The 23,567-nt window shown below is 45.9% G+C and carries 15 protein-coding genes; 10 read left to right on the forward strand and 5 right to left on the reverse strand.

Features of this window, described 5'->3' with window-relative positions; genetic code table 11:
* Positions 1 to 5: 5 nt before the first annotated feature.
* Both EWM62_RS01420 and EWM62_RS01425 read left to right on the forward strand, forming a co-directional pair.
* The gene (locus EWM62_RS01420) at positions 6 to 1,355 is read left to right on the forward strand and encodes a glycoside hydrolase family 140 protein (protein WP_129874859.1); all 1,350 of its coding nucleotides are present in this window, start codon (positions 6 to 8) and stop codon (positions 1,353 to 1,355) included.
* A 10-nt stretch (positions 1,356 to 1,365) separates the two neighbouring features.
* The gene (locus EWM62_RS01425; RefSeq protein ID WP_129874860.1) at positions 1,366 to 2,397 is read left to right on the forward strand and encodes a polysaccharide deacetylase family protein; all 1,032 of its coding nucleotides are present in this window, start codon (positions 1,366 to 1,368) and stop codon (positions 2,395 to 2,397) included.
* On the opposite strand, the gene EWM62_RS01430 is transcribed toward EWM62_RS01425, so the two are convergent.
* The 3 genes from EWM62_RS01430 to EWM62_RS01440 all read right to left on the reverse strand — a co-directional run bounded on the left by EWM62_RS01430 (position 2,398) and on the right by EWM62_RS01440 (position 8,375).
* The gene (locus tag EWM62_RS01430) at positions 2,398 to 4,620 is read right to left on the reverse strand and encodes an NHL domain-containing protein (RefSeq protein WP_129874861.1); all 2,223 of its coding nucleotides are present in this window, start codon (positions 4,618 to 4,620) and stop codon (positions 2,398 to 2,400) included.
* 64 nt (positions 4,621 to 4,684) lie between these two features.
* The gene (locus tag EWM62_RS01435; protein WP_129874862.1) at positions 4,685 to 7,162 is read right to left on the reverse strand and encodes a glycoside hydrolase family 95 protein; all 2,478 of its coding nucleotides are present in this window, start codon (positions 7,160 to 7,162) and stop codon (positions 4,685 to 4,687) included.
* Between the two features lies 1 nt (position 7,163).
* The gene (locus tag EWM62_RS01440) at positions 7,164 to 8,375 is read right to left on the reverse strand and encodes a glycoside hydrolase family 172 protein (protein ID WP_129874863.1); all 1,212 of its coding nucleotides are present in this window, start codon (positions 8,373 to 8,375) and stop codon (positions 7,164 to 7,166) included.
* A gap of 206 nt (positions 8,376 to 8,581) precedes the next feature.
* Between EWM62_RS01440 and EWM62_RS01445 the strand changes: the two genes are divergently transcribed.
* Positions 8,582 to 9,781 carry a hypothetical protein gene (locus EWM62_RS01445; RefSeq protein WP_238989253.1) on the forward strand — a complete coding sequence of 400 codons (1,200 nt, stop codon included), beginning with the start codon at positions 8,582 to 8,584 and terminating at the stop codon, positions 9,779 to 9,781.
* Between the two features lie 158 nt (positions 9,782 to 9,939).
* On the opposite strand, the gene EWM62_RS01450 is transcribed toward EWM62_RS01445, so the two are convergent.
* Both EWM62_RS01450 and EWM62_RS01455 read right to left on the reverse strand, forming a co-directional pair.
* Positions 9,940 to 10,872 carry a hydroxypyruvate isomerase family protein gene (locus tag EWM62_RS01450; protein WP_129874864.1) on the reverse strand — a complete coding sequence of 311 codons (933 nt, stop codon included), beginning with the start codon at positions 10,870 to 10,872 and terminating at the stop codon, positions 9,940 to 9,942.
* A gap of 105 nt (positions 10,873 to 10,977) precedes the next feature.
* Positions 10,978 to 12,519 carry an MFS transporter gene (locus tag EWM62_RS01455; RefSeq protein ID WP_129874865.1) on the reverse strand — a complete coding sequence of 514 codons (1,542 nt, stop codon included), beginning with the start codon at positions 12,517 to 12,519 and terminating at the stop codon, positions 10,978 to 10,980.
* Between the two features lie 170 nt (positions 12,520 to 12,689).
* Between EWM62_RS01455 and EWM62_RS01460 the strand changes: the two genes are divergently transcribed.
* The 7 genes from EWM62_RS01460 to EWM62_RS01490 all read left to right on the forward strand — a co-directional run bounded on the left by EWM62_RS01460 (position 12,690) and on the right by EWM62_RS01490 (position 23,565).
* Positions 12,690 to 13,280, forward strand: a complete 591-nt coding sequence (locus tag EWM62_RS01460; protein ID WP_129874866.1) for an RNA polymerase sigma-70 factor — start codon at positions 12,690 to 12,692, stop codon at positions 13,278 to 13,280.
* 176 nt (positions 13,281 to 13,456) lie between these two features.
* On the forward strand, positions 13,457 to 14,407 hold the full coding sequence (locus EWM62_RS01465) for a FecR family protein (RefSeq protein ID WP_129874867.1): 951 nt from the start codon (positions 13,457 to 13,459) through the stop codon (positions 14,405 to 14,407).
* A 263-nt stretch (positions 14,408 to 14,670) separates the two neighbouring features.
* Positions 14,671 to 18,018: a TonB-dependent receptor gene (locus tag EWM62_RS01470; RefSeq protein WP_162499762.1), complete on the forward strand. Its 3,348-nt coding sequence runs from the start codon at positions 14,671 to 14,673 to the stop codon at positions 18,016 to 18,018.
* 12 nt (positions 18,019 to 18,030) lie between these two features.
* Positions 18,031 to 19,674: a RagB/SusD family nutrient uptake outer membrane protein gene (locus EWM62_RS01475; protein WP_129874869.1), complete on the forward strand. Its 1,644-nt coding sequence runs from the start codon at positions 18,031 to 18,033 to the stop codon at positions 19,672 to 19,674.
* Between the two features lie 40 nt (positions 19,675 to 19,714).
* The gene (locus tag EWM62_RS01480; protein ID WP_129874870.1) at positions 19,715 to 20,854 is read left to right on the forward strand and encodes a SusE domain-containing protein; all 1,140 of its coding nucleotides are present in this window, start codon (positions 19,715 to 19,717) and stop codon (positions 20,852 to 20,854) included.
* A 67-nt stretch (positions 20,855 to 20,921) separates the two neighbouring features.
* Positions 20,922 to 22,082, forward strand: coding sequence for a glycoside hydrolase family 76 protein (locus EWM62_RS01485; protein ID WP_129874871.1), 1,161 nt, complete (start codon positions 20,922 to 20,924; stop codon positions 22,080 to 22,082).
* A gap of 67 nt (positions 22,083 to 22,149) precedes the next feature.
* Positions 22,150 to 23,565: a glycoside hydrolase family 125 protein gene (locus tag EWM62_RS01490; RefSeq protein ID WP_129874872.1), complete on the forward strand. Its 1,416-nt coding sequence runs from the start codon at positions 22,150 to 22,152 to the stop codon at positions 23,563 to 23,565.
* Positions 23,566 to 23,567 lie beyond the last annotated feature (2 nt).

The following is a 23,567-nucleotide window of genomic DNA, read 5'->3' on the forward strand; positions in this document are numbered from 1 at the left end:
CTGACATGAAGAAATATAGTTTACTTATTATTTTCATCGCGATAGCACACCTGGCTTCGGCGCAGTTTAGCGTGAGCCCGGATAAGCATTATATCCTTAAAGCCGGCAAACCCTTTTTTTGGATGGGGGATACCGCGTGGGAACTGTTCCACCGTCTTAACCGCGAGGACGCAGATAAGTACCTGAAAAAACGCAGCGAACAGGGCTTTACCGTTGTTCAGGCCGTTGCATTGGCCGAACTGGATGGCATTCGCGACCCGAATGCTTATGGCGAAAAGCCCCTGATAAACGAAGATCTGACCAAACCGAACGAGAAGTATTTTGAACACGTAGACTGGATCATTAATAAAGCGGCAGAATATGGTATCAGCATTGGTTTCCTGCCAACCTGGGCCGATAAACTGGACGCCGGTACCTGGGGCAAAGGCCCGGAAATATTGAATGAGAAAGATGCCGCCGTTTATGCTACCTGGCTGGCAAACAGATATAAAAACAAAACCAACATCATCTGGATATTGGGCGGCGACCGCCAGCCCCGGGGCGAAAAGGATATCGCCGTGTGGCGTGTCATGGGCAAGGCCATTATGAAGGTAACAGGCAACAAAGCCATTATTACTTATCACTGCCAGCCAAACCAGTTAGGTTCGGCAGAGTGGTTCAGGAACGAGGATTGGTTTACGTTTAATATGTTCCAGACCGGGCATTGCCGCGATACCCCGGTTTATGATAGGATCAACGCATCGTATAATGCCACACCAACAAAACCTACTATCGACGGGGAACCAATTTATGAAGATCATCCGGTTTGCTTTAATGCAAAAGATCTGGGTACTTCAAGTGCCTATGATGTGCGAAAGGCGGCCTATTTGGACCTTTTGTCGGGTGCTTTCGGACATACTTATGGCTGTCATGATATCTGGCAGATGTATTCGGCTAAACACGAACCATTGAATGGCCCTCATATGTTTTGGGACGAAGCCGTAAACCTGCCCGGCGCCAACCAAATGCGCCACGTTCGCAAACTGATGGAATCGCACCCTATGCTGGACAGGGTACCCGACCAATCAGTAATAGTGGAAGGTAACCAGCCCGCGCCAGAGCGCATCCAGGCTGCACGAGGTAAAGATTACCTGTTTGTTTACTCGGCAGAGGGAAGGCCGTTTACAGTGCTTGCAAACAAGATCTCGGGCAGCAATTTAAACGCTTACTGGTTTAACCCAAGAGATGGTAAAACCAAGGATGCCGGTTCGGTTTCAAATAAACAGGACAATAAATTCAACCCTCCGTCAAAGGGTTACGGGCAGGATTGGGTGTTGGTTTTAGACGATGCTGCTAAACAATATAACAAGTTATAAATAATTGGTAATGAAATATTTATGCTGCATTATATTAAGTGTATTTGTAAGCTTAAATGGTTTCGCCCAAAAAGCTAACAAGCTTGATTATACCATTGCGCCCTGGTTTAATAACAAAAAGGCAGCGGTTACCCTTACGTTTGACGATGGCCCCCGCGGGCAATACTACGTGGCGCTGCCTTTGCTGATAGAACATGGTTTTAAGTCGACATTTTTTGTTACCGTAAAAACCATTGAAGACCATTTGAAAAACTGGGACAAGGTGAACGAGGCGGCGCTGGCCGGTAACGAAATAGCTAACCACTGTGTAACCCATCCGCATTTTAAGAACATGCCGCTGGATAGCATCGCCATAGAAAGCATTCAATCTAATAAGCTGATCAACGGATATGTGCCGTTGCAAAAAGTAATTACACATGCCTATCCCTTTGGCGAGGGCGGCGGCAATACCGAAAAGGATAAGGGCATCAGGCAAACCATCAGCAAACTTTTTATAGGGGCAAGGGCCACGCAAAACAAACCTTATGCCTATAACAAATATAACTTCGCCCAAACTAACGACGACTATTACAATGTGAACAGCATAATGATTGCCGACTCGGCCAGTATGAATGATTTTGGTAAATATATAGACCAAACCATCACCGAAGGCGGATGGTTCTGCCCAACTTACCACGGCGTTGCCGATGGCTGGATCATCACCCCCGAAACGGTATTCAAAAAGCACTTAGCCGAACTGGAACAGCGTAAAGCGAATATCTGGATAGCGCCGTTTAAAAATGTGATCCAATACCACAAGGAACGTAACTGCGCTAAATTAACTGCTGTCAATCGCACCACAAAAAGCTGGAAACTTTTACTGACAGACACCCTAAGTAACCGCCAAAACTTTGACCAGCCGCTCACCATTAACTTGAATGTAAATGGCCGCAAGGTTACGTCCGTCACTCAAAAAGAAAAACGTATCGACTTTGTGATGGATAAAAACACATTAGTGTTTAATGCTGTACCTGGCAATGATAAAATTATTATAGCTTTTTGATCAGCGAATTACGCTCACATAACCGGTAAGCGGCGTACTGTTGTTTTTTAAGCGGATAATGTAATAATAAACCCCCGCAGATAAGCTGCCGCCTTTGTTGCCGTCCCAGGGTTTGCCGTAGCCAATCGAATGGTAAACAGCGCTGCCATAACGGGTAAAAACATCTACCACACAACCATCCTGTCCGGCTAAAAAGGGAAGTTTCCAGTAATCATTTATGCCATCGCCATTGGGGGTAAAGGCATTTGGTATTTTGGTAATGATATTTACTGTTACATTAGCATACACATCGCAGCCACCTACCGATACCACATGTAGCTGGTATGTTGTGTTTTCTACCGGGCTTGCAATGGGGTTTTGAACGTTGGGGTTGCTTAACCCGGCAGTCGGCAACCAGCTATAACTAAGCACATCACCGCTGATTTGCGGGCTTAACTGCACGTTACCGCCGGGCAATATCACTTCGTTGTTTGCAAAGGTAATAACCGGCAATTCTTTAATTGTTACAGTGCTTTCGTTACTTAAAACCGGCACCACACAGCCTTCGCCGCCGCTAACCGCTACGCTTACCTTATCACCGTTTTTAAGATCGGTGCTTGCATATACAGGACTATTTGTGCCCACGTTTACATTGTTTAACAACCATTGATAAGTAGTAATAGCTACGTTATTTTGCGGGGTTGCTGTAAACGTGATGTTGGTGCCCGGGCATACATCATTAACATCCGGCGCTACGATCACATGCGGCTGCTCCGCCTGGTCGCTTACCAATTGTACATTAAAGGTAGTGGTAGCAGTACCACCCCAATTATCTTTGGCTGTTAGTGTTACCACAATAGGCGCACTGCCGGATATGGTACTGCCCGCCGAGGGGCTTTGGGTAATGGTAAGCGGGGTAATGCAGGCGTTCGTTACCGTGTTTTGCGCCATCGCCACATAATCGGGCATAATGCCCTGGCAAGTATTATTCGCTATTACCTGCTGGGTATTCATAACGGCGAAAACCGGGGTGCTTGCCACGATCACTTCAATATCTTTGTTGTCTGACGCATCGCCGTCATTACTGAAAAGCGAGGTTACCACATTGCCGGCGCTAATTTTCCTGATCTTACCACTGTCGTGATCTACAATATAGATAAGCCCGGATGGAGTAGTGGTAATACCCTGCGGTTTACTGAATTTAGCCAGTATACCAATACCGTCTACCGAGTCGTTCTCGCCGTCGCCGGCAATGGTAGTAACCAAACCCGCAGGTGTTATCCTGCGAATGCGGTTATTGTAGGAATCGGCCACCAGTAAATTTCCGTTCGCTTCAATTTCGATGCTCATGGGTGAGTAAAAGCTCGCGGCGGCACCCAGCCCGTCGGCCGAACCGGGCGTGCCATTACCCGCAAAATTACTTACCACGCCATTAGCTGCAATTTTAGTGATGCGGTTGGCGCCATAATCGGTGGCGTATATATTGCCGGCGGCATCTATGGCCACATCTGTAACGTCTGTAAAACTGACACCCGCTATGGTCGTCACGATCCCCGCGGTACTTATCTTGCGGATGAGCGAATTATCGGCCACATAAAAATTACCGGCCTGGTCTATGGTGATACCCCAGGGCCTGGAAAATTTAGCCTCGGCAAGCGGCCCGTCAGCAGCGCCACGGCCATTATCTGATACAAAATTACTGGTTACGCCGGCCGGTGTAATTTTGCGGATGGTATTGTACTGGTAATCTGTTACGTAAACATTCCCATCGGCATCACATACAATACCCTGGCATTCGCCAAAACTGGCCGCCGACCCTGTGCCGTTAACATTCCCCGGCGAGCCGCTGCCGGCCAAAACCTCCAACGTGCCATCAGTCCTTAACCTTTTTATCAGGTAATGCCCCTGGTCAATAATATAGATGTTGCCTGCTGCATCATGGGTAAGCGCAACGGGCCTGTCAAAACGTATCAGCGCGTTATTATTCTCTGCAAATACGTGTATAGTTTGCTGGCCAAGGTCGGCACAGGAAAGCGCTTGCGGCGTGATGTTTACCGAAGTGGCATTGGTAATACTACTTGTTAATTCATTTATGTTGATGGTATGATTACCCGAAGCATCCAATTTTAATATGATCGGGCCGGCCTTTGGGGTTATAACCGGGTTTTGCGCACAGGCAGATCTTAACCCTGCAATAAAAAACAGGGTAACGAGGAATATGCATGAAATTTTAATGCCTGGCACAGATCTTAATATTGGTAATTAAACCTATACATACTTAAAACCTTATGTGTACTGTTGTGTACTGTTAGATGACCCTGATGCTGTACCGCTTGCCCTTTTCCGTTTTAAAAGAATACAGGGTGCCAATTTTATTTAGCTTAACCAGCCTGTTACCATCATAAATTTTAATAGACGATACTGTGCGTAAACTACAGCTATTACCCAGCTTTGAATAGAGTGTAGCTTGTACCAGTTTATTGTTTTTCCATGCGATATTGACTTCAAAACCTCCGCGGGCGCAGACACCATCGATGCTACCTGCGCCAAATATTGAAGGCAAAGCAGGCAATAGTTCTATTTCGCCTTCGCGCGATTGGATGATCATCTCCGTCATCACCGCCGTGGCGCAGCCGTTACCGTTCATGATCACATCACGGCCGTCAGAATTAAAAAAATTCGGATAAAGTCCGTAATTATTTACAGGCGAAGTGCTTAACGGACTCACATAACGCAGTTGTTCCTGCCATGTGGTCCAGGCGCTGTCCGCCTCGCCAAGGCGGGCCCAAGCCGCAGCTTTAAGCACAAAGCCCCAGGTACAGTTTGTTTTGGCGCGCAGGGCCAGGGCTTTTTTCGCGGCATTAGCTAAGCGCGGATTGTTATAAGGTGAGATCTCATTCCCCGGAAAAACAGGGTACATGTGCGTTAAGTGCCTGTGCGATGGATCTACCGGCTGCCATTCCTGTTCCCATTCCAGCAGTTGACCTTTTGAGCCTATTTTGTATGGAGGAAGTTTTTTTAATGCGGATATCAACCTGTTTTTAAACGCGTTATCTACATTTAGTATAGTGGCAGTTTTAATGCAGTTGCTGAACAGTTCGCGCATCAGCGCGATATCACCGGTAGTGTTTACGCTCAACTCGGCAGTATCGCCTTTGGCGGTTATAAAAGTATTTTCGGGAGATGCCGATGGAGCAGAGGCCAGTTTACCATTTTTTCCCATCACCAACCAGCCAAGGCAAAACTCGGCTGCGCCCTTCATTACGGGCCATGCCTGTTTACGCAGGAATACCTTGTCGCCCGTAAACAGGTAGTGGTCGAACATATGCGCGCTTAACCAGGGGCCGCTCATGTTCCAGTTGGCCCAGTGCGGGTTGCCCTGGCCCCAATTGCCAACCGGGCCGGTTTGCCGCCATATATCGGTATTGTGGTGGGCGCACCAGCCGGGCAGGCCGTAATTTATCTCAGCTGTTTTGCGGCCGTTTTTAGATAAGTCTGTAATAAAATCCAAAAATGGCTGGTGCATTTCAGATAGCCCGTTTGTTTCGGCAGCGTAATAAAACATCTGCGCATCATGGTCTATACACCAGTTAGAGCTATACTCAGGCCTTACCCGGTCGTTCCAGATCCCTTTTAAATTAACCGGCAAGCCACCGGGGCGCGAGCCCGCAATAAGCACATAGCGCCCAAATTGAGCTATAGAAGCTACTATCTCGGGATCGGTGTATTCTTTCATCAACTTCAGCCGTTCAACGGTTGGACGCTGCTTATTCCTGCTTTCGCCGAGGTTTAAACTGATGCGGCGATAAATGGGCTGATAATCGTTGATATGCCTTTGCTTTAATTGGGCATAAGTTAGCTTGTTTGCCGCGGCTAAATACCTGCCTGCATCAATAGCCGGATCTTTCCCCTGCAGGCCCGGCGATTTATCAAAGCCGTTATAGCTGGTAGCCGCCGACAGGATGAAGGTAACCGCATCGGCGTTTTCTACAGTAACGCCATTTTCATCGATCTTAATTGTACCGCCTTCGTTTTTGATCAATAGGTCAAGCTGAAAATTCATGCCTTCGCCTTTTTCATCTTTGGCGTATTGTATGGCCTCTTTATCCTTTATTTTCCACAGGTAAACCGGCTCCACGTGCTGCGGGCATTTCCCTATAAGCATAATATGGTTGCTGCTGATAACCTTGATCTTAAAATGAAGCTTGCTGCTTAAACCGGCGGCAAATGATATGGAACCCGGTTTGTTTGCAGCGTGCCGCATTACCATAACCCTGTCGGGGAAGCTGGCGAAGGCTGTGCGGGTGTAGGTAATGTTATTGCTGGTGTATTGTACCTTACTTAACGCGCTATCCAAATCCAAACTGCGGGTATAATTAGCCGAGTCTTTTATGTTTTTGTAGCTGATGAACAGGTCGGCCATGGGGAGGTAAGATTCCGTGTAAGGCCCCTGCATTTTGCGGGCAATGCTATCGGCTTGCTTGTACCGGCCACTCAGCGCGGCTTTGCGGATTTGCGGCAGGTATTTTTTTGCATCGGGATTATTCCAGTTGCGCGGCGCACCCGACCATAGCGTTTGCTCGTTCAACTGGATATGTTCTATTTGTACCCTGCCATAAACCATGGCACCCATGCGGCCGTTACCAATTGGCAACGCCTCGTTCCAGTTTATGGCGGGCTGCCTGTACCACATCACGCTGGCGTAACGGTGATCTACCGCTACGTTTTGCGCGAAGCTGCCAATGGATAACACAATCCCCCAAAACAACAAAACAAGCCTTTTCATATTACTTTGCAGCTTTTAAGTTAGAAGTACGTATAGCCAAAGGTTGCAGTGCGGGCAGGTTATTTGAAGGCTTGTCCAGGTAAAAATAAGCTGTAGACGACCAATCATCACTGCGGTAATATAGTGCGAAGTTTTCGGTTACGCTTTTGTCATCGAACCCAACACCGGTTTTATAAAGGTTGCGTGTTTGCCCCCGGCCGCTGTCAACAGATGTAGGTATCATGGGCGCGCCGTTCTTTTGCAGATCCATCACCTCCTTGCGGAACGAAGAGCCCATTTGCTGGATGGTCATGCGGCAATCGGTAGTAAAGTAAATAGGGTCGGGCACGTGGTAACGGTAAAAGCTCCATTGCTTGTTCTTGTCGTCGGCAATAAGGCATCCCGTAAAATTGTTCACAAACGTACTTTGCGACCAGGCATCACCAATGTAATCTTCAGTACCCGTGCCGGCAAGGGTAGGGTATTGTTTGTCGCCATCCAGGTACACTTTCACCTCGCCTTCGCCCCACCAGGTGGTGCCATATTTGGGGTTGGCGTTAATACCCGCGTTAACACCAAGCAAGCGCCCTTTGCCGGCAACCTTGGGCAGTAGCTCGTAATCTTTAGCTAAAACTGTAGCCGTATCGCGATGCCAGTAGGCATGGAAGTACAGGTTGTTTGGGTTCCAAACTTTGGTCAGTTGGTAATTTACATCGAAGAAGATGTTGCTCAATTCGCGCGTGCCATCATTCTTTATCCTGATGTGCGCGCCTTTTCTGAAAGGCATTGGTATTACACAATTAAAAGAACGCCCTTCGGGACTGGCAAAAAAGGTATTTTGAAATGTAGACATTTTGCCCAGGCCCATCCCAAAAAAATCGGCGAGAGGAACTGAAACGGCGGGTTTTGCCGCATTATCCCAATACATCTCTATCACCAGCGAGCGCAGCATTTGCGGCGAGCGGTCGTTGATGGTGATCCAAATGCGGTTGATGATGCCTTGTCCTTTGATATTTAGCAGGTCGACAGATTTACCTGCCGGCAGGTTAAGGTAAGGGCGGCCTTTGGCACCAAAGTTTTCCTTTGCGCCTCCGCCTTTTACGCCGTTGATATTTTCGGGGCTGCTCCAGCGCGAAACACTGTTGCTGTCAAACTCAAATAAGGCTTTGTTGCTTACCTGCGCCCGGCAGGTATTGCCTGCGGCTATAAGCAGTATGAGGTATAAAAAACGCATGGCAGTAAATTATTATTGGTAGGGCAAACTATGCAAGTTAAACACTATGTGTATACTGCACCGTGCTGACCAATTGTATTAAAAACGAGAAATAACAAATGCCGCATAAGGTAATGCCGCTTTCAATTATAGCGTAAATAATATATTTTTTATGTTAATTGAACGTTAATAATACGTACATTTAATGTAACCAAATTGTTAAGCCCATGCGCGCGCTTTCCTGCTTTTTGCTTACACTGTGTTTTGCAGTGTTTTTTACTGCCGTAAAAGGGCAGGGGCAACAGGTACGCGTTGATTTTTATAAAGACCCGTTTATAGTTACAGCCGATAGATCTGTTTCGGTAGATATTCCGCAGCAGTTTACCGCTGCCGATTTAAAAAAAGGGTACGCGGCTATCAATGCCTCTAATTACCAGCCCATCATCGATTCGCTTTTGGGTTATAAACAGGAACACCAACTGAACGATTGGCTGTATTATCAGCTTATCCGCAGGGTGGCGCAGCAACTAAGCCCAAAAGAAACCAACTACGCCAGGTACACTTTTTATAAGTGGTTTATGCTGAACAAATCGGGGTACGACGCGCGACTGGCGCTTACCAACAATAAGGTGATATTTTATGTTTACAACAACGAGGATATAAGGGATATACCTTATTTTATGATTGATGGCAAACAGTTTGTTTGCCTGAATATCCACGATTATGCCAATACCAACCTTAACGATGACCCGCCAATACCGGTAAATATCCCCATCGCGGCAGCCACAAAAGCATTTTCGTATAAGGTTACCCTGATGCCCGATTTTATGCCCGGGCACGATATAGAAAAGCAAATGTCGTTTGAGTACGACCATAAAACATATTCCTTTAAGGTAAAGCTGAACACCGACCAGCAGCAGGCGTTTAACAATTACCCCGGTGTTAGTTTTGAAACGTATTTTAATATCCCGCTAAGCAAGGAAACTTACGGTTCGCTTATCCCGCTGTTAAAAAAGAACATGAAAGGGATGGATGAAAAAAAAGGAGTGGATTACCTGATGCGCTTTACCCGCTATGCCTTCCTGTACGAGAATGATAATGACAATTTCGGCAAGGAGAAACGCCTTTCACCGGGCGAAACATTAGCCTCAAACTACAGCGATTGCGATGACCGTGCCGCCCTTTTCTTTTATCTTGTTAAAGAGATCTATAACCTGCCCATGATAGCCATGCTATATCCAACTCACATTACCATGGCAGTTGAGTTTAGCAAGCCAGTGGGCGACCCTATTGTGTATAAAGGGAAAACCTATTCGGTATGCGAGCCAACCCCGCAGCTGGAAAACTTGCCTATCGGGCAAATGTCGGCCAAACTAAAAAGTACGCCTTACCATGTGGTGTATGCATATGAGCCGATGAGTAAATAACTCCATATCGAACAAGAATCATTGCCGTTGACTTTAGTCAACGGTAGAAGTAGCAAGAAGAATGGCTTTAGCCTAAATATAAACTTTAGCTTTGGCTAAAGCCCTTGAGTTTTTATTATTAATCCGTTGACTAAAGTCAACGGCAATGAGTAAGTGATCTACATAAAATTATCACTTTCCCTGTAAGCCTCAATAACACGTAACTCGCCTTCTTTGCCGGGGCGCGAATTACCATGCTCCATACCTAAAACGCCTTTGTAGCCCTTCTCGTGCAAAAATTTGAAGATGTTTTTATAGTTTACTTCGCCGGTTGTAGGCTCGTTACGGCCGGGGTTATCACCTATCTGGAAGTAAGCGATCTCGTCCCAGGTAAGTTTAATGTTGTTGATCATGTTGCCTTCGTTTTTCTGCATATGATACATATCGTACAGGATCTTACAGCTTGGGCTGTTTACACCCTTACATATCAAATACGTTTGTGCCGATGTGCGCAGGTATAGGTCGGGTGTGTCGCTAAGGGGCTCCAGCACCATTACAATGCCATGCGGCTCAAGTATCTCGGCACCCTTGCGCAGGGCGGTTATTACATTAGCGTTTTGAATATCCAGCGGAAGGTTTCGTGCAAAATCGCCGGGCACTACAGTGGCCAGCTTACCGCCGCAGCGTTTTGAAACCTCGACCGCCTGGCGGCAGCCTTTTAAAAATATATCAATGTATTCCTGTTTTCCTGCTGCCAGGGTATTGGCCCCATTACCGCCCTTATCAAGCACAAACACGCCCATAGCCATACCCAGCTTAGCCAGCAGGTTGCCAATTTTTTCCTGCTCGGCAGGGCTGCGGCTGCTCATACCATTATCTTCAATACTGCGAAAGCCCTGATCGTACATAAACCTGATCTGGTCCAGAAAATCAGCCCCTGCCGAATTTTTGAACATGCCATCGTGCGGGGCGTAGTTCATGGTAAAAGGTTTGCCGGGGGCAACTGCCGTGTTGGTATTACAGCTTGTGGTTGCGCTTGCTAAAACCGCGTTACCGGCTAAAATTGAACCCGCCGCTAAGGCGCTGTTTTTTAAAAAATTGCTTCTGTTCATGGTAAAGGGCTTACAATTGATAATTGGGTAATGCGCCTGTAATATCACATTTTTTATGATAATTACTATGCCGTACTGTTATTTATTGAAAGAGAATGTTATTCGTCAACCCTTTTTCACGGCGCTGTTCCTGATAAACATTACAGACATTATTGCACCTAAAAAGGCCAAACCTGCCGATATACGCATGATATTGGCATAGGCAGCTATAAAGCTTTCCTTATATGCTTTTGCTATCGTGGCCTTATCCTGTTCATTAAATACTTCCGGCGCTTTCGCGTTACCTAAATTAACAGCTTGTTTAATTACCAGCTGTTTTTGTTTATCATTCAGTTTCACGTTTTTGATCTCGCCCTGTAGCGCACCCGAAAAGAACAATACCGCTAAAGCGCCTAATATCGCGTTAGCAAAAACATTGGCTATACGGGTAAGCGCATTGTTTACGCCCGATGCCGTGCCCGAAAAGTGGTCGCTTACTGAACTCATCACCGCCGCCGTAAGCGGGGCAACCGTAAACGACATACCCAAACCAAACACCAGTATCCCCGGGAAAAAGGTTGTCCAGTACGCCGCAGGCCCGGCGGTTTGTTTTACAAAGGATAATATCAGCAGGCCTGCGCCAGCACAAGCCGGCCCGACTATGAGGAATAGCCTCGGCCCGTGTTTATCGGCCAATGCGCCTGCAAAACGCGCGATAACGATCATCAAAACCGTAAATGGCAAAAATGTTAAACCCGATTGCAGCTGGCTATAACCCTGTACCTGTACCATGTTTAACCCTAAGAACAGCATGCCCGCACCTAAGCCGGCATACAGGAAAAAGGTAAGCAGGTTAGCCCCGCTAAAGGTTATGTTTGTAAAAAGCTGCAAGGGCATCATAGGGTGCCTGCCCTTTTTTTCGATAATTATAAACGCCAGCAGTAATAATAACCCACCGCCCAGCGATGCATACACCTGCCAGTTATTTAAACCAACGGCAGGGATGCGCAAAAAGCCGAAAGTAACAGCCGCTAAGCCAAGGGCAATGGCAACTGCGCCCGCAATATCAAGCCCTTGCTTGCTATTTTCATCACGAATTTCTTTTACCTGTTTGGCAAGTATGATAAGGGCCACAATACCGATGGGGATATTGATAAAAAAGATATACCTCCAAAGCCCCGCATCACCAAAAGCGCCACCCAACACAGGGCCACCCATGGTAACTACCGTGGTAAATGCGCTCCAGGTGCCAATAGCCTTGCCGCGTTCGTTTGGGTTGATAGACGAGGAGATAAGCGATAAACTACCCGGTATCATCAAGGCACCGCCAATGCCCTGCAACATCCGGAATACAATAAGCAGGGTAACACCCGGCGCAAAACCACAAGCTGCCGAACCCAGGATGAAAAGAAAAATACCGGCCATAAAAACCTTTTTACGGCCAAGCTTATCGCCAAGCGAGCCGCCGATAAGTATCAGCGCGGTCAGCATCAGCAGATAAGCGTTTAATATCCAAAAAAGATCTGTGCCGCTGGCGTTAAGGCTTTTCTGCAGCGATGGTAGTACAACATTTAGGGCTGTGGCATCGATAAAAGCCATAGCCGATGCCATGATGGTTGATACCATAATCCATTTGCCGGCTTTACTGCCCAATGCAACTGTTGCCATAATAAAGGGTTTTAAGTAAACCTACTAAAAACGACCGTCTAAAACTATTGTTGGCACGCTGCATGATAAATTTTACCACTTAGTGTATCGAAATTTAAGCAGCTATTTGTTATTTGAAAAATACTTTGTAATTATGCCTTACCAATACACAATTATCTACCGTCCATTTTATGCTTCCAGAAAAGGAATATCAAATGTGGCCCGATGCAGAGCTTTTAGCAATGTTACGGGGTGACGACCGTAAGGCGTTTGAGATGTTGTATCAAAAATATTCGGCCAGGGTTTACCAGGCAGCCTATAACCTGTTTAGGGATAAAGTTATTTGTGAAGACCTTGTGCAGGAGTTATTTATAGACCTGTGGACTAAGCGTAATAAGCTTAACATATCATCACTGGAGTGGTACCTTAAAGTTGCCATTAAAAATCGTGTGCTGATGTACCTGCGCACCCAGCGGGCCACGCTCGATCTTTCGGCCATTGCCACACTTACCGAAAAGTATACAACCGATAGCAGGCTGATTCAAAATGATATTAGTACTATACTGGAAAATAATGTAGAGCGCCTGCCCGAAAAATGCCGCCAGATCTTCACACTTAGCCGTAAAGAGTATCTTTCCAACAAAGAGATCGCCTCGCGTTTAAATATCTCCACAAAAACGGTAGAGAACCAAATTACCATTGCATTGCGCCACCTGCGCACCGGCCTTACCGATTACCTGCCTGTGGTTGTTGCCGCTTTAGTTATTTTGACTGAAAGCTAATTAAAGCTGAAAGCAGAAAAACCAAAGAAGTAGGCAGTAGATCAACCAGGCAGTAGTTATAAAAGCAATCATAATAAAAGCTTTTCGCTTTGGCCTTTCAGCTTTCAGCTTCTAAAAAAATATTTTCATTCTTCTTAGGGGGTAGGTATGCAAACTGCATCTTACATATATAAACCATGAGAAAGTTTACTTTTCTGAGAAAAAAAATCCAGGCCAAAGACCGCTCTTTGCAGGAAAACCTTGTGACCAAATATTTTGACGACCTGCAGCTGAATAACCAGCCTGTAGTTGATAGCAACGCAAGTTTTGACAGTGACAGCGTTTATAACCGCATTACCGAAAGTATTGACGCAATGCCGGGCAAATCTGCCGGTGCGGGTAAAAAATGGATGGTTGCAGCATCGTTGATCGCGGTGGCATCATTGTCGGTATTATTATATCAATACCGTTTGCAGGTGCTTGATGTGGTATCGCCAATAGCGCAAAAACAAATTGTGGCCATTAACGGGCAGGTTGCAAACTTAACCCTTGCCGATGGTACCAAAATATGGCTTAATGGTGGTAGTAAATTAAGCTACCCCGAAGCTTTTCGTGGAGATAAAAGAGAGATAACCTTAACAGGAGAGGCTTTTCTGGAGGTGGCGCACGATACCCGGAAAGCATTTATCGTACACACAGGCAACATCAAAACCCAGGTATTAGGTACCAGTTTCAATGTAAAAGCTTATCCCGAAGACAAGTTTGTTAAGGTTGACGTGGCTACCGGTAAGGTTGGCGTGGTTGCACCATTAGCCAAAACGGTTTTCCTGTTACCGGCCGAAGAAGTTTTGGTGAACAGGAAAGATAACAGCGCCACAACCAGCAAAGGTGTTGATGTAAGCGCCCTTACCGGTTGGAAGAACGGCGATTTTATTGTTAAGAACATGCCGCTGCCAGACGTGTTGAACGCGATATACCACCGATTCAATATCGAAGTAAAGGCCGATCCTAACCTGGTAAAATGCTCTATATCTGCCAATTTCACAAATGTGTCCCTTCAAAACATCATCAGGATAATTTCAAAGCTGGTGAGGGGTAAGGCTGTAGCAGATGGCGCGGGATACCATTTAAAGGGCAAAGGCTGCTAATAAAACAAGAAGAACCAATTATAATAGATAGATAACCAATTATCAATTAACCTAAATTAAAACAGATGATGACATAAATACATAAAAAAACCCTGTTCAATGGGATTTGAAACAGGGTGATTAAAATGCCGGGTTATTATTAAGTGTACGTTTCAGAGGTCGAATTCAGAACGCCGCACTTGAATTTCAAACACTTTAATTTATTCAAATCTATGAATATATCTCTATTTTCAAATGGAGTAGTTCGTTATGTATTAATATTAATGAAATTTACCTCGCTTGCCTGCTTTGTTGTTTGCCTGATGTGCTTTACAGCTGTCGCAAACAATTCGTACGGCCAGAAATTTTTAGAGCAACAGGTAACGCTTAAGTTTAAAAAACAAAAGCTAACCGATGCGCTCGACAAAATATCGGCCAATAATCAAGTAAAATTTGCTTACGCGGATAATTTACTAAAGCCGTCATTCAGGGTCGACTTAAATGTAACTAACAAAAGCATCAAAGAGGTGCTTGACGAGGTTTTAACCCCATTTAACCTTGGTTATAAAATTATCGACGATGTTATAGTAATAGGCGAAAGGCCTTCAGATGCAACATCCCTAAACGGTACCCGCGAAGATGTAAAAGCGGTAAAAGTATCGGGTAAGGTGATAGACGATACCAATTTACCCTTACCGGGTGTAAGCGTAAAGCTTAAAGGCACTACATTGGGCACGGTTACCGATGTTAACGGTAATTTTGTTTTAGACCTGCCCACTGCCGATGGTACACTGGTATTCAGTTTTATTGGCTTCGCAACAAAAGAAGTACCGCTTAACGGGCAAACTACAGGTGTAAACGTGCAGTTGATACCCGAGCAAAACGCCCTTAGCGAAGTAGTGGTAGTAGGCTACGGCACGCAAAGGCGTGTAAACCTGATTGGCGCTGTAGACCAGGTTACTTCAAAATCAATTGAAGGCAAACCTGCTGTAAACCTTACACAAGCCTTGCAGGGTACATCTCCAAACTTAATTATCCAGCAAAGCAGCAACGAACCGGGCGCTTACCAAACCATAAATATCCGTGGTGTTGGTACTTTTAACGAGACCAAGCCGCTGTTGGTAATTGACGGTATCACAAGCGACGATGTTGGCGCCTTAAATCTCCTTAACCCTAACGATATTGAAAGCGTTTCGATATTAAAGGATGCAGGCAGCGCCGCTATTTATGGTTCGCGTTCATCAAACGGGGTAATATTGGTTACCACAAAAAAGGGGAGCAAAAACTCGGCAGCAACGTTAAGCTATAATGGCCAGGCGGGCATACAAGTGCCCCATGTTGGTTACAAGCCCGTACACTCGTACGAGAATGCCATTTTGCGTAACGAAGCGGTTGTAAATGCAGGTTTAACACCAATTTATTCTCCTGCGCAGATCCGTCAGTTTCAGCAGGAAGGCGACCATAAATGGTTCCTTGACGAAATACTGCAAAACGCCGTACAGCAAAACCACAACCTAAGTTTATCTGGTGGCAACGCTACATCATCATACCTGGTTTCGGCAGGTGTACTCGATCAGCGGAACAACCTGGTTGGCCCCAATTATGGCTTGCGCAGGTATAATTACCGCATGAACCTTAGCTCCGAGTTCGGGAAGGTGAAAGTGAACAGCATCCTGGCGTATTCGCGTACCGAAATTAAAGAGCACTCTTTTAACACCGGTACGTTGATAGTTGATGCCGGGCGTACGCCTACTTATTACCCTATTAAGGATGACCAGGGCAACTATCTTACAAACGATGTGTTAGCAGAGTTTAACCCCCTTGGTATCCTTGAAAAAGGTGGATACCGCAAACGCGACAACGATAATGTGTTTGGTAATTTAAATGCCGAGTTGAATATTACCAAAGACTTTAAGATTAAAGGTGTGTTTGGCGGAACCTTAACCGCGAACCATCTGTTTGGAAGGGTAATGCAGGTAAATTATCTCCCTAAAGGAAGTTACGGTTCAGACCGCAACACTACTGACGACAATGAGAAAACCCTGTTCACCAATACGCAGTTCTTGGCTCAATACACCAAGACAATTGCAAAAAAACACAATGTAGATATATTGGTGGGTGTTGCAAACGAATCTACAACTTTCCAGGGTAACTACTTAAGGTTGAAATTTACCGACCCTGAGTTAGGTACGCCTATTACCGGCACTGTGATAGAAACGTCATCAACCGGCACAAACAGCCATACTATTGAAAGGAGCTTAAACTCTGTGTTTGGAAGGGCATCTTACAATTACAAAAATAAATACTACGGCGAGGCCGATTTCAGGATCGATGCATCATCAAAATTCGCCAAAAACAACCGCAACGCATTCTTCCCATCGTTAACTGCAGGTTACCGCCTAACCGAAGAAAGCTTTATGCAGAGCTACCGCGATAAATTTGGCGATGTTAAGCTGCGTGCCTCTTATGGTATATTGGGTAACCAAAGCGTACCCGAGTACCAGTTCTTAGACAATTACCGCGTTTCGGGCGATTATTATTCCTTCAACGGGCAGCAGGTTAGTATCATCGATATCAAGTTTGCCAACCCCGATATCAGGTGGGAGCGTGCTTCTACGTTTAATATTGGTGCCGACCTGTCATTCTTTAAAAACAGCTTGACCGTAAGCGCAGATTACTTTAACAAAATAACACGCGACATTTTGCTGCCACCGGTAGTACCGGGCGTGTGGGGTGCAACAGCAAGCGATTACAACGCGGGCGAGGTGCAAAACCGTGGTTGGGAAGTTAATATCAATTATCGCTTAACAACCGGTGCCTTTAACCACAGCTTTGCATTTAACGTAGGCGATAACAACAACAAAGTGTTAAAGCTTGAAGGTGGCGACCAATTAAGGTCGTACGACGAAATGCAGCTTTTAAATAAAGTCGGCTTACCTATAGGTTCGTACGTTGCCTTAAAGCGCGATGGCTATTTCCAAAACCTTGATGATATTACCAATGGCGCTAAACCGGCCGGCCTGAACGTTCAGCCCGGCGATAACCGCTATGTGGATGTAAACGGCGATGGTATCATTGATGAGAACGACAAATTTGTTTTCAGTAACGGTTTCCCTCGTTTAACATTTGGTTTTACCTATACCCTGAACGTTAAAAACTTTGATTTTAACTTGTTTTTACAAGGTGTTGGTAAACGTAACATGTTTGTAAGGGGCGAGCAGGTGGAGCCTTTTCACGTAAACTACTCGCAGGTTATTTATCAGCACCAGTTAGATTACTGGACACCGCAAAACCCCGATGCGCGCTTTCCGCGCCTGGCAGCAAGCGGCAGCCAGTCGAACGAAAATAACTTCCGCCGAGGGTCTGACATGTACCTTTTTGATGGTAAATACCTGAGGGTTAAAAACGTACAGGTAGGTTACACATTGCCGGTAAGCGTATCTAAAAAGGTAGGCATGCGTAAAGCCCGGGTTTATGTTACAGGGCAAAACGTGCTCACCTTCTCGCCAATGAAGTTTATCGATCCCGAATCGACCGAATTGGCCGGTAACGTCAGGGCTAACGGCGCTAACAGCGCCCGGTCTTACCCGCTCCCGGTTTATTATGGTTTTGGTATCGATTTAACCCTTTAATCCGCAACTGAAATGAAAAAATATATTATCTATAAAATAGGATTTGCAGTAATGCTGTTACTTTCAGTTTCGGCATGTAAAAAGTTGGATCTTTCGCCAACCGATGCATTCACAAATGAAACCTACTGGACAACTCCCGAGAAAGCCAGCGTAGTACTAAGCCGGGCGTACCAGCAAATATCAAGCAGCGGATACTTCTTCTCGCAGGAAGCCTTATCGGATAACGCTTATATGGGGCGTGGTGATGCCTTTAATGCGGCATCGCTGGCAGCAGGTACTTACGATCAATCTTTAGGCCGGTTTAAAAGCGAGTGGTTCGATCATTACGCGGGTATAAAAACCTGTAATATTTTCCTGGAAAACGTTGATAAGGTAACCTCGATGGATGCCAACCTTAAAGCCCGCATGAAAGCCGAGGCAAGGTTTATCCGCGCCTGGCATTATTTCCTGCTCGAAACATGGTGGGGCGATGTGCCTTTGGTTGAAAAAGACCTTACAATAAATGAAGCTAAGGTTGTAACCCGCACACCAAAAGCGCAGATCATTGATTTTGTATTAAAGGAACTTGATGCCGCCGCTACCGACCTGCCAGTAAATACGGGTTTAGCCGAAGCCGATCGTGGCAGGGTCACTAAAGGTACCGCTGTAGCGCTTAAAGCCAGGGTACTGCTTTACGATAGCCGTTGGGCTGATGTAGTTACCGAGTGCGAGAAGCTGATCGGTAAGACAGATTTTGGTACTTATGGGTTGTTTTCATCCTATGAGGGCTTATTCCTGCCGCAAAACGAGTATAACAACGAGGTGATGTTTGACCTTGAATTTGTACCGCCGACTGTGGGCACAAGAAGTTATACCGAATTCAGGGACCTGGCACCGTTATCAGTAGGCGGAAGGCTTAATGCCGTTGCCCCAACGCAGGAACTGGTTGACAGCTACCTGATGCTCAATGGTAAAAAACCGGGCGAATCTGGTTCTGGGTACGACGAGAATAATCCGTATGTTGGCCGCGACCCGCGCCTTACAAATACGGTTGTTTATCACCAGTACCAGTGGAAAAAGCCTGATAACAGCATACAAACCATTTATACCAAACCAGGATCAGACCCTGATCAGGAACATCATTTTGATGAGTATGCACCGGGGGCAATTACATCGCCAACAGGTTACTATACCCGTAAATATTACGACCCAACATCAACCCCGGCCGATTTTGGCTCGGGCCTTAACCTCATCCTGATCCGTTATGCCGATGTGCTGCTGATGTATGCCGAGGCTAAAATGGAACTTGGCCAGTTGGATGCAAGCGTTTGGGACAAAACTATAAAACCTATACGTGCACGTGCCGGATTCAGCGATGCCGCCGCGCTTAACTTCCCCGCTTCCGGCGCAGCCGAGTTGAAAGAGATAGTACGTAACGAACGCCGTACCGAGTTTGCAATGGAAGGCCTGCGCATATTTGATATCCGCCGCTGGAAAATTGCAGAAGATGTTTTGAACGGCTGGGCACACGGAGCCAAGTTTGGCGCCGCCGGGATAGACGATGGGTACATCCGCGCTAACCTGCGCACTTTTGACCCGGGCAAAAACTATTTATGGCCGGTACCGCGGGACGAAAGGGCCATAAACCCTAACCTTACACAAAACCCGGGTTGGTAATTCATTAATATTTATAAAAAAAATATAAAAAATTAAGATCATGAAAAATATTTATTACTGCTTTTTGGCAGGTATAGTAGCACTGATTTTTGTATCGGGCTGCAAAAAGGATAAAACAATTGGTAGCACAAAGGTATCGGCGGTTAGCAACTTGTTTTTACCTGAAGAAGGAAAGTATATTAAGATAGCATCAGGTGCATCAGGCTCTGTTTCGTTTGAATGGGAGCAGGCACGCGCAGAAGATAATGGGTTGGTTTTATATGAAGTGGTATTTGATAAAGAGGGCGGCGATTTTTCAAAGCCTCTTTATTCGGTACCGTCGGACGGTAACGGTTTGTATAATAAATACACCGCGTCGTTCAGCGACCTTAATAAAATTGCCACACTTGCCGGTGTAAAACCACAGGAATCGGGCAAGGTTATCTGGACAGTGTCATCATCTAAAGGTATCAATGTGGTAGCTTCGGCGCAAAAACGTGTGGTAGAGATCGAGCGCCCTGCGGGCTTTACCGAGATCCCAACCGAGTTGTTTGTAACGGGTACAGCTACCGAAGGTGGCGATGACCTAACCAAAGCAATTAAAATGAAACAAACCGCGCCAGGCAAGTTCGAGGCCTTTACATCATTAAAAGCTGGTAGCTTCCATTTTGCTGATCGTATTACCGGCACACCTTCAACCTTCTCGTATGATGGCGCTAAATTAACCGAAGGTGGCAACACCGATGTTACCGGCGCTGCCAAAGTGCAAAGGATAGAGGTTGATATGAACGTAGCATCGTACAAAACTACCGAGGTTACCAACGTTGGCTTATGGTTCTCTGCCGATAACAAGATCTGGTTTGATCTTAACTACGCAGGTAATGGTACCTGGGAAGCTAATGATAAATCTATCGTATTTCACCAGGAAAGCTGGGGCCGCGATGAGCGCTACAAATTCAGGTTTACCTTTAAAAATGCAGATAATTCAACTACCACCCAGTATTATGGCAGTGCCAATGCCGATAACAGCGCGGCAAATGCCGGTACCCCGGCAACTTATTATTACATGTTACCGGTAAACAATTCGCAGTACGATTATACTTTTAAGTTCAACCACGATTTTGACAACAAAACCGCCGACATTAAAGTAATGTTTAATGCAACTGTACCTGCCTATACCCATACCGTAACAGGTAACTAATTACATAACTGAATTTGTTTGCAGGGCCTTTTCGGTCCTGCAAACTTAAATCGTCAAACTTTAGTTTATGAACATCATAACTCAACATATAAAAAAAGTGGTACTGGCGGGGCTTATCCCTGTCATACTCACTTCCTGCTTAAAGGATAAACCCTTTCCGCTTTATGGTAACAAGCCAACAACCCCGGTAGATTATACGTTTGCTGCCACAGCCGATTCGCTGCAGGAAAAAACGTACACCACATTCCTGTCTGCCAATGGTAATTACTTTGTGCAGAACAATGCCGGTAATACCAACTATAATTACTGGCCGCAGGCGCATACGCTTGATGTGTTTACCGATGCTTACCTGCGCACCAAAAATGATATATACAAGCAGCGGATGAAATCGTTACTGGATGGTACACGCATTACCAATGGCAACAAATATCAGAACGAGTACTACGATGATATGGAATGGCTGGCACTTGCAAGCCTGCGCGCATTTGAAGCAACCGGCGATAACGATTACATGAATGCCGCCAATATTTTATGGACAGATATTAAAACAGGTAAAAACGATAGCCAGGGTGGTGGTATTGCCTGGCGCAAATCGCAGCTCGATTATAAGAACACACCGGCCAACGCGCCTGCTATTATTTTTGCCGCGCGCCTTTACCGCTTAGAGCATAACGCGGATGACCTTGCCATTGCTAAAGAACTGTACACCTGGTTAAAAGCCACACTGGTTGACCCGGGTACCGGCATTATTTACGACGGTATAAACGGTGATCACGACGGGCAGGTAAGCAAAAATAAATTCACGTATAACCAGGGTACGTTTATTGGCGCCGCACTGGAGCTGTATAACGTTACCGGCGAGGCAGGTTATTTAGCCGATGCCGTGCGTAATGCAACTGCAACTACAAAAGACCTGGATATATCGCCGGGCGGCTTGCTTAAAAGCGAAGGCCAGGGCGATGGGGGTTTGTTTAAAGGTATTTTGGTAAGGTATTTAACCCTGCTTACATTGAAGGATGATGTACCGGCTGCCAACCGCGACGCATACGCCAAATTTTTAAAATATAATGCCGAAACCTTGTTTACAAAAGGGATAAGCAGGCCCGATTTGATGGTTAGCCCCGATTGGAAGGCGAAACCATCGGGTACAACAGACTTAACCACGCAAATAAGCGGGGTTACGATGATGGAAGCCGCAGCCACGTTAAAAGCAGCCGGCAAATTTTAAACAGAGAGAGTTGGATCTTCCGGGTTATATTTGCCCGGAAGATTTTTTTATTTACCTATTTTAGATCATGAAGAGAAGGCAATTTATTGGGAGTACCACTTTATTGGGTGCCGGGGTTTTAATGAACAAATTTTTGCTTGCGGCTAAGCCCGCTTTTCCGGTTGTAAGGGTACCTGTAGCCCAGCGTAAATTTAAAAGCGTATCGGTTGAAAAAGCTATAACCGAATTTAAATCGAAAGTAAAGAACCCCGAACTGGGGTGGCTTTTCGAAAATTGTTTCCCCAACACGCTGGATACTACCGTAACCTATAAACTAACCAATAATAAGCCCGACACCTACGTAATTACCGGCGATATTGATGCCATGTGGCTGCGCGATAGCAGCGCACAGGTTTGGCCGTACATTGCCTTCATAAATAAAGACGCCGACTTGAAAAAACTGGTGGCCGGTGTAATAAACCGCCAGGTAACCTGTATCCTGCGTGACCCATATGCCAACGCTTTTTATGATGACCCAAACAAAGTTGGCGAGTGGAAAGACGACGTTACCGACATGAAACCCGGCCTTCACGAGCGTAAATGGGAGATAGATTCGCTTTGTTACCCTATACGCCTGGCCCATAAATACTGGAAACTTACCGGCGATACATCTCCGTTTGACGCCCAATGGAAAACCGCTGTACAAAGCATCCTGAAAACCTTTAAAGAGCAGCAGCGCAAGGATAACGACGGGCCTTACTCGTTTCAGCGTAAAACCGCCTGGGCTACAGATGGTGTACCCATGAACGGGTACGGTTACCCGGTTAAAGCCAATGGGCTCATCTGCTCTGCCTTTCGCCCAAGCGATGATGCAACCATATACTCGTATCTTATACCTTCAAACTTCTTCGCGGTAACCAGCTTAAAACAAGCTGCCGAAATGGTAAAAAGCATTTCAAAGGACGATACTTTAGCTGCCGAATTGCTTGCACTGGCAACCGAGGTTGATGCGGCTTTGCAAAAAAACGCGGTGATAGACCATCCCGAATACGGGAAGATCTACGCTTACGAGGTAAATGGCTTTGGCAGTTACAACTTAATGGACGACGCCAATGTGCCAAGCCTGTTGGGTATGCCATACCTTGATGCCGTTAAAAATACCGACCCGGTTTATATCAATACCCGCAAAATGTTACTATCGCTAAACAACCCTTTCTTTTTTAAAGGCACAGCCGGCGAGGGTATCGGCGGCCCACATGTGGGTAAAGATATGATCTGGCCGATAAGCATTATCATCCGTGCCATAACCAGTAACGATGATGCCGAGATAAAAGAATGTATCGAAATGTTACGCAAAACACATGGCGGCACAGGCTTTATGCACGAGTCGTTTCATAAAAACGATCCTGCAAAGTTCACCCGTAAATGGTTTGCCTGGGCCAACACGCTGTTTGGCGAATTGCTTTGGGAAACATATACGCAAAAGCCACAATTGTTAGGCTAAAT

Source organism: Mucilaginibacter terrigena (assembly GCF_004168255.1).
In the GTDB taxonomy this organism is placed as follows: domain Bacteria; phylum Bacteroidota; class Bacteroidia; order Sphingobacteriales; family Sphingobacteriaceae; genus Mucilaginibacter; species Mucilaginibacter terrigena.